A 5525-nucleotide genomic window follows, 5' to 3' on the forward strand; every position below is an offset into this window, starting at 1 on the left:
GGTGTCGGGTCGGCCGGGCCCGCCGCGGATGATGTCAACCGGCGATAGCGCCGCCCTATCACCGGCACAGGAACGACACAGCACCCGCACATGGGCGTCGTCCCGACAGCCCCCGAATCGCGCTGTTTTAGCGGCATTGGCGCCTCTGGTGTCCGCCACCCGCACGGTCATACGCTCATCGCCATGGAGTTCGAGGTGAGACACCTCAGGGCGCTCTGCGCCATCGCCGACACGGGCAGCCTGCACCAGGCGGCACGGCGGCTGGGCGTCAGCCAGCCCGCGCTGACCACCCAGCTCCAGCGGATCGAGAGGTCCCTGGGCGCCTCCCTCTTCAACCGGGAACGCACCGGCTGCCGGCCGACCCTGCTCGGCCGTGCCGTCCTGAGCCGGGCCCGCCCCCTGGTCGACGGCATGTCGGCCCTGGTCGACGCCGCGCTCGCCGAAGCCGAGGCGGCCCGGGCGGGCGGGCCCCGGCTGCGCATCGGCTCGACCGCGAGCCGGGTCATCGGCGGCTGGCTGCGCCGGCTGCGGATCCGGATGCCCGGTACCGACATCTCGCTCCGGGTCGACGTCTCGGCCCGTGAGCTGCTGCGTACGGTCGCGGCGGGCCGGCTCGACGTCGCGTTCGTGCACGAGGTGGAGGGCTTCCCGCTGGCCGTTCCGGAGGGGCTGCGGCAGCGCGTACTCGTGGAGCGCGAACCGCAGTTCATCTCCCTCTCGCGGGAACACCCCGCCGCGGCCCGCCCGGTGGTGGACCTGGACGACCTGGCGGATGACCGCTGGATGGTCGACCCCTCGGTCGACGGCGAGTGGGACGGGGTCCGCCGGGTACTGGGCGCGGCCGGCCTGGACCCGCCGGTGCTGCACGGCGACTACCTCACGGCGGCGTCCCTGGTCGTCCTCGGGGAGGCGGTCGCCCCCTGCCAACCCACCTCGGGGCCGCGCGAGGACATGGCGATCCGCCCGTTGCGCGGCGACCCGCTGGCGGTACGGCTGCTCCTGGTGTCGCGCCCGGGGACCGACACGGACCCGGTGTACGCGGAGCTGGAGGCGGCCTACCGTGAGGCGGCGCAGCGCGCGGCGGCGTACCACCAGTGGCTGCTGCGCCACCGCAGTCCGCTGGCCGCCGTGGACTGACCGCGTCCCCCGGCACCCGATACACCGACGCGCGGCACCCGGCGTACTGGCCGCCGCCGGCGACGCGTACGCCGCCCTATCCCGTCCCCGCTTCGGGGGCGGCCTTCCACGGAACCGGGCCCGGACGCCTCCCGGACGACCGCGAAGACGCAGCGGACCCGGCCGCTCCGGGCGGCCGGGTCCTCTGGTCCACCACTCCGGCCTGCGGCGGGGGTGCCGCCGCGGGAGTGACGGATCAGCCCTGCTTGGTCTCCCAGAAGATCTTGTCGATCTGGGCGATCAGGTCCAGGGCCTTCTGGCCCGTGGCCGGGTCGTTCGAACCCTTGGCCGCCGAGAGCGCCTTCAGGGTGTCGTTGACCAGCTGGTGCAGCTCCGGGTACTTCTCGAAGTGCGGGGGCTTGAAGTAGTCGCTCCAGAGCACCGAGACGTGGTGCTTCGCGAGCTCGGCGCGCTGCTCCTTGATCAGGATGGCGCGCGTGCGGTAGGCCGCGTCGTCGTTGGCCTGGTACTTCTCCTGGACGGCCTTGACGGACTCGGCCTCGATGCGGGCCTGGGCCGGGTCGTACACGCCGCAGGGCAGGTCGCAGTGAGCGCTGACCTTCACCTTGGGGGCAAACAGGCGGGAAAGCATGGAGCTGTCCTTCCTCGTGATCGTCTTCTCAGGTGGGACATTACTCCGTGGGGGAGTGTTTTCCGCGCCTGCCCCCGTGGGCTTAGGCCAAAAGTCCGGGGCGAAGATGGGACCGGTGGCCGGATGTACGAAACGGTGTGCACGGCACGGTGCGCGGCGGTTGAACTCGAGGACGGACCGGGAGGTGCCACGGATGCCGGAGCTGACGCAGGAGCCCGGGGGCGGACGGGCGGCGCGCAGACCGTTCCAGGTGGTGGAGGTGACGGGCCCTTCGATGGTGCCGACCCTGTACCACGGGGACTGGCTGCTCGTGCGGTACGGGGCGCCGGTGCGCCCCGGGGACGTGGTGATTCTGCGCCACCCGTTCCAGCAGGACCTGCTGGTGGTGAAGCGGGCGGCCGAGCGGCGCGGCAACGGCTGGTGGGTGCTGGGCGACAACGCGTACGCGGGCGGGGACAGCACGGACTACGGCGCCGTGCCCGAGGAACTGGTACTGGCCAGGGTGCGGGCCCGGTACCGTCCGCTGAAACCGGATCAGCGGACGGTCTCCGGGGTGCTCGGCTGGGTCTTCTCCGCGGTGCGCCCCGTCGCCTCGGACCGCTCCGTCTCCAGGCGTTTGCGGGCCCGGTAGGCCGCCACGTTGGCCCGGGTCGCGCAGCGGTCCGAGCAGTAGCGCCGCGAGCGGTTGGTGGAGGTGTCGAGGTAGGCGTTGCGGCACGGGGCCGCCTCGCACAGACCGAGCCGGTCCACACCGTACGAGGTGAGGTGGAAGGCCAGGCCCATGGCGGCGATGGCGGCGAAGCCGGCCGTCGCGTTCGAGGGGTGGTCGGCCAGGTGCATGTGCCAGTCCGGCTTGCCGTCCGCGTCGCGGGTGTCGTGGCCGGAGATCTGCGGGCTCACCGGGAATTCCAGCAGCAGCGAGTTGAGCAGGTCCACCGCGAGGGTCTCGGCGCCGCTGTCGGCCGCCTCGAAGACCGCGCGCAGCCGGGCCCGTACGGACCGGAAACGGGTCACGTCCGCGTCGGTGGCGCGCCGGGCGGCCTGGGCGTTGGCGCCGAAGAGTCCGCGTACGGACTCGACCGTGGTGAGGGAGTCCCTGGCGCGGGCCGGCTCCTCGGTGTTCACCAGACGCACGGCGTAATCCGAGTAATGGGCCAGTTCCACTTGTAGTCCTTACGGCATCGGTCTAGGGTCGCTGAATCGACCAGTGTAATGGTCGTGTTTGTTCCCTGGGTATTACGGTAGTGCGTGGAGGATCGGATGGCGGAGGCTGCGCAGGGTACCGACTGGCGGTCCTGGCAGGAGAGCTGGGACCGGCAGCAGGAGTGGTACATGCCGGACCGCGAGGAGCGGTTCCGGGTGATGCTGGACATGGTGGAGGCCGTGGTGGGGTCCGCGCCGCGCGTCCTCGACCTGGCGTGCGGTACGGGGAGCATCACGGACCGCCTCCTCAGGAGGTTCCCGGACGCCACCAGTACCGGCGTCGACCTGGACCCCGCCCTGCTGGCCATCGCCCGGGGCACCTTCGAGGGCGACGACCGGGTCACCTTCGTCACCGCCGACCTCAAGGACCCCGCCTGGGCGGAGGGGCTGCCCCACTCCTCGTACGACGCCGTCCTGACGGCCACGGCCCTGCACTGGCTGCACAGCGGGCCGCTCACGGCGCTGTACGGCCGGATCGGGCAACTGGTCCGCGAAGGCGGGGTGTTCATGAACGCCGACCACATGATCGACACCGGCACCCCCCGGATCAACGCCGCCGAACGCGCCCACCGGCACCTGTCTCTTATACACATGGCCCTCGCGGAGCCGACCGCCGAGCGCTTCCGTATCTACGGTGAGCACGCGGACGGCGACACGCCCTCCCCGCAGTGGCACGCCGACACCCTGCGCGCCGCCGGCTTCGCCGAGGCGCGCGCGGTCTGGAGTTCGCCCTCCGACAGCCTGATCCTCGCGGTCAGGTAGCCGGCGCCGGAAGGAGCCAGGGCGGCCGTCCCTGGCTCCTTCCGCATGTCCGCAACCTCCGGCCCGGCCCACCGCACTGGAAGGGTGAGACGGTCCGCGCCCGCGGACCCGGAGAGGGGCGCCGACGATGCGGATCGATGACGACGCCGCGCTGTACGCCTTCGTGGAGAACCGCCGCACCGCGCTGTTCCGCAGCGCCTACCTGCTGTGCGGCGACCGGCACGAGGCCGAGGACCTGGTCCAGACGACTCTGGTCAGGGTCGTTCTCGGCGGAAGGCGTCACGGACGGCTCGACAACATCGAGGCGTACGCACGCAAGACCCTGGTCAACACCTTCATCGCGAGCCGCCGCCGGTTCTGGAGGCGCGAACAGGCCTACGGGGAGCTTCCCGACCGCGCGGGGCACCCGGCCGACACGGACACCGGCCTGATGGTGCGGGCGGCACTCGCCCGGCTCACGGTCAGGCAGAGAGCCGTGCTGGTGCTGCGCTACTGGGAGGACCTGAGCGTCGAGGCGACCGCCGAGCTGCTCGGGATGCGGGAGAACACGGTCAAGAGCCACACGGCACGGGGGCTGGCGGCGCTGCGCGCCGACATGGCCGCGGACACGGCGGAGGAACTTGTATGAACGACGTACGCGAACTGCTGGAACGGGCCGCCGCGGACGCCGGCCGGCCCGCCGTCTCCACCGGGGCGGTGTACGCCCGGGCCAGGAAGATCCGCTACCGGCGCAGGGCCGCGGTGTCGGTGGCCGCGCTCGCGGTCGTCGCGGCCGGCGCGGCGGCCCTGCCCGGCGTCCGAGACGTGACGGGGACCGAGCCCCCCTCCGTGGCGACGGCGCCGGTGGCGCAGAAGAGCCCGCCCGGGAAGGCGGCCCGGCTGGCCGCGCTGCTGCCGGAGGACGTGGGGAGCGTCGAGAAGGTCTCGTTGCGCGCCCTGATCGGCAACGGGACGTCCGGGCAGGGGCAGACGGCGCACGCGGGCCCATTGGACGGCGAGTACATGGTCCGCAAGGACGGCGGTGCCGGCTACCTCGTCGTGAAGTACCTGGACCGCGCCGTCCTCGGCGAGAGGCCCGACGGCACCGAGGAGGACGACCTCTGCGCACCGGGCGGCGTCGGACGGCCTCTCGCCGACTGCGTGCGGGACGAGCTCCCGGACGGCAGCGTCCTGACCACCTGGAGCGACCCGATGGAACACGCGGGGCGCGACGGCACGCCCCTGTGGGGCCCTGAGCTCAACGGGCGGCTGGAGCTGAAGGACGGGTCCCTGCTGGGCGTGCGGGCCAGCAGCGGATACCTCGGCAAGCGGTCCCAGGGCCCGCTGCTCACGAGCCCGCCCCTCGACCAGGAACAGCTGCGCGCGCTGATGCGGCAGCCGGGGCTGATCCCCGCGGTGTAGGGCGGGCGAGCGAGGGGAAGTGCGGGAGGGCGGTACGGGACCAGGTCCCGTACCGCCCTCCTCCGTATCGCGTCAGCGCTACAGCACCTTGGACAGGAAGGACTTCGTCCGGTCGTGCCGGGGGCTCGTCAGCACCTCCCGCGGATGGCCGGACTCGACCACCACACCGTCGTCCATGAACACCAGAGCGTCGCCCACCTCGCGGGCGAAGCCCATCTCGTGGGTGACCACGATCATCGTCATGCCGTCCTCCGCCAGCCCGCGCATGACGTCCAGGACGTCGCCGACCAGCTCCGGGTCGAGCGCCGAGGTCGGTTCGTCGAACAGCATCAGCTTCGGCTCCATGGCCAGGGCCCGGGCGATGGCCACCCGCTGCTGCTGGCCGCCGGAG

The 5525-nt window shown here is 72.3% G+C and carries 8 protein-coding genes; 5 read left to right on the forward strand and 3 right to left on the reverse strand.

Annotated elements, in window-relative coordinates:
- Positions 1-183: 183 nt before the first annotated feature.
- Positions 184-1137: a LysR family transcriptional regulator gene (locus IH13_RS0110360; RefSeq protein WP_031083127.1), complete on the forward strand. Its 954-nt coding sequence runs from the start codon at positions 184-186 to the stop codon at positions 1135-1137.
- A gap of 235 nt (positions 1138-1372) precedes the next feature.
- Here IH13_RS0110360 and sodN read toward each other — a convergent pair whose 3' ends face one another.
- Positions 1373-1768: a superoxide dismutase, Ni gene (gene sodN, locus IH13_RS0110365; protein ID WP_031083134.1), complete on the reverse strand. Its 396-nt coding sequence runs from the start codon at positions 1766-1768 to the stop codon at positions 1373-1375.
- Positions 1769-1961: 193 nt separating this feature from the next.
- Between sodN and sodX the strand changes: the two genes are divergently transcribed.
- Complete coding sequence (sodX, locus tag IH13_RS0110370; RefSeq protein ID WP_031083136.1) at positions 1962-2399, forward strand: nickel-type superoxide dismutase maturation protease; 438 nt, start codon at positions 1962-1964, stop codon at positions 2397-2399.
- On the opposite strand, the gene IH13_RS0110375 is transcribed toward sodX, so the two are convergent.
- On the reverse strand, positions 2303-2932 hold the full coding sequence (locus IH13_RS0110375) for a CGNR zinc finger domain-containing protein (RefSeq protein ID WP_031083139.1): 630 nt from the start codon (positions 2930-2932) through the stop codon (positions 2303-2305). The genes sodX and IH13_RS0110375 overlap by 97 nt on opposite strands.
- A 96-nt stretch (positions 2933-3028) precedes the next feature.
- On the opposite strand from IH13_RS0110375, the gene IH13_RS0110380 reads away from it, so the two are divergent.
- The 3 genes from IH13_RS0110380 (at position 3029) to IH13_RS0110390 (ending at position 5134) form a co-directional block, all read left to right on the forward strand.
- Positions 3029-3733 carry a class I SAM-dependent methyltransferase gene (locus IH13_RS0110380; protein WP_031083141.1) on the forward strand — a complete coding sequence of 235 codons (705 nt, stop codon included), beginning with the start codon at positions 3029-3031 and terminating at the stop codon, positions 3731-3733.
- A gap of 127 nt (positions 3734-3860) precedes the next feature.
- Entirely contained in the window at positions 3861-4361 is a 501-nt protein-coding gene (locus IH13_RS0110385) for a SigE family RNA polymerase sigma factor (protein ID WP_031083143.1), read from the forward strand.
- The gene (locus IH13_RS0110390) at positions 4358-5134 is read left to right on the forward strand and encodes a hypothetical protein (RefSeq protein ID WP_031083144.1); all 777 of its coding nucleotides are present in this window, start codon (positions 4358-4360) and stop codon (positions 5132-5134) included. Before IH13_RS0110385 ends, IH13_RS0110390 begins: the two co-directional genes overlap by 4 nt.
- A 78-nt stretch (positions 5135-5212) precedes the next feature.
- Here IH13_RS0110390 and IH13_RS0110395 read toward each other — a convergent pair.
- Positions 5213-5525, reverse strand: a 313-nt coding sequence (locus IH13_RS0110395; RefSeq protein WP_031083146.1) for an ATP-binding cassette domain-containing protein, incomplete at its 5' end; no start/stop codon positions are given.

The organism is Streptomyces sp. NRRL WC-3549, from assembly GCF_000721935.1.
Classification (GTDB): domain Bacteria; phylum Actinomycetota; class Actinomycetes; order Streptomycetales; family Streptomycetaceae; genus Streptomyces.

What these genes read in the sequence shown, in the direction of transcription:
- IH13_RS0110390 (WP_031083144.1), top strand. Translation starts at nt 4,358, where the DNA reads ATGAACGACGTACGCGAACTGCTGGAACGGGCCGCCGCGGACGCCGGC.
- IH13_RS0110385 (WP_031083143.1), top strand. Translation starts at nt 3,861, where the DNA reads ATGCGGATCGATGACGACGCCGCGCTGTACGCCTTCGTGGAGAACCGC.
- IH13_RS0110360 (WP_031083127.1), top strand. Translation starts at nt 184, where the DNA reads ATGGAGTTCGAGGTGAGACACCTCAGGGCGCTCTGCGCCATCGCCGAC.
- sodN (WP_031083134.1), bottom strand. Translation starts at nt 1,768, where the DNA reads ATGCTTTCCCGCCTGTTTGCCCCCAAGGTGAAGGTCAGCGCTCACTGC.
- IH13_RS0110380 (WP_031083141.1), top strand. Translation starts at nt 3,029, where the DNA reads ATGGCGGAGGCTGCGCAGGGTACCGACTGGCGGTCCTGGCAGGAGAGC.
- sodX (WP_031083136.1), top strand. Translation starts at nt 1,962, where the DNA reads ATGCCGGAGCTGACGCAGGAGCCCGGGGGCGGACGGGCGGCGCGCAGA.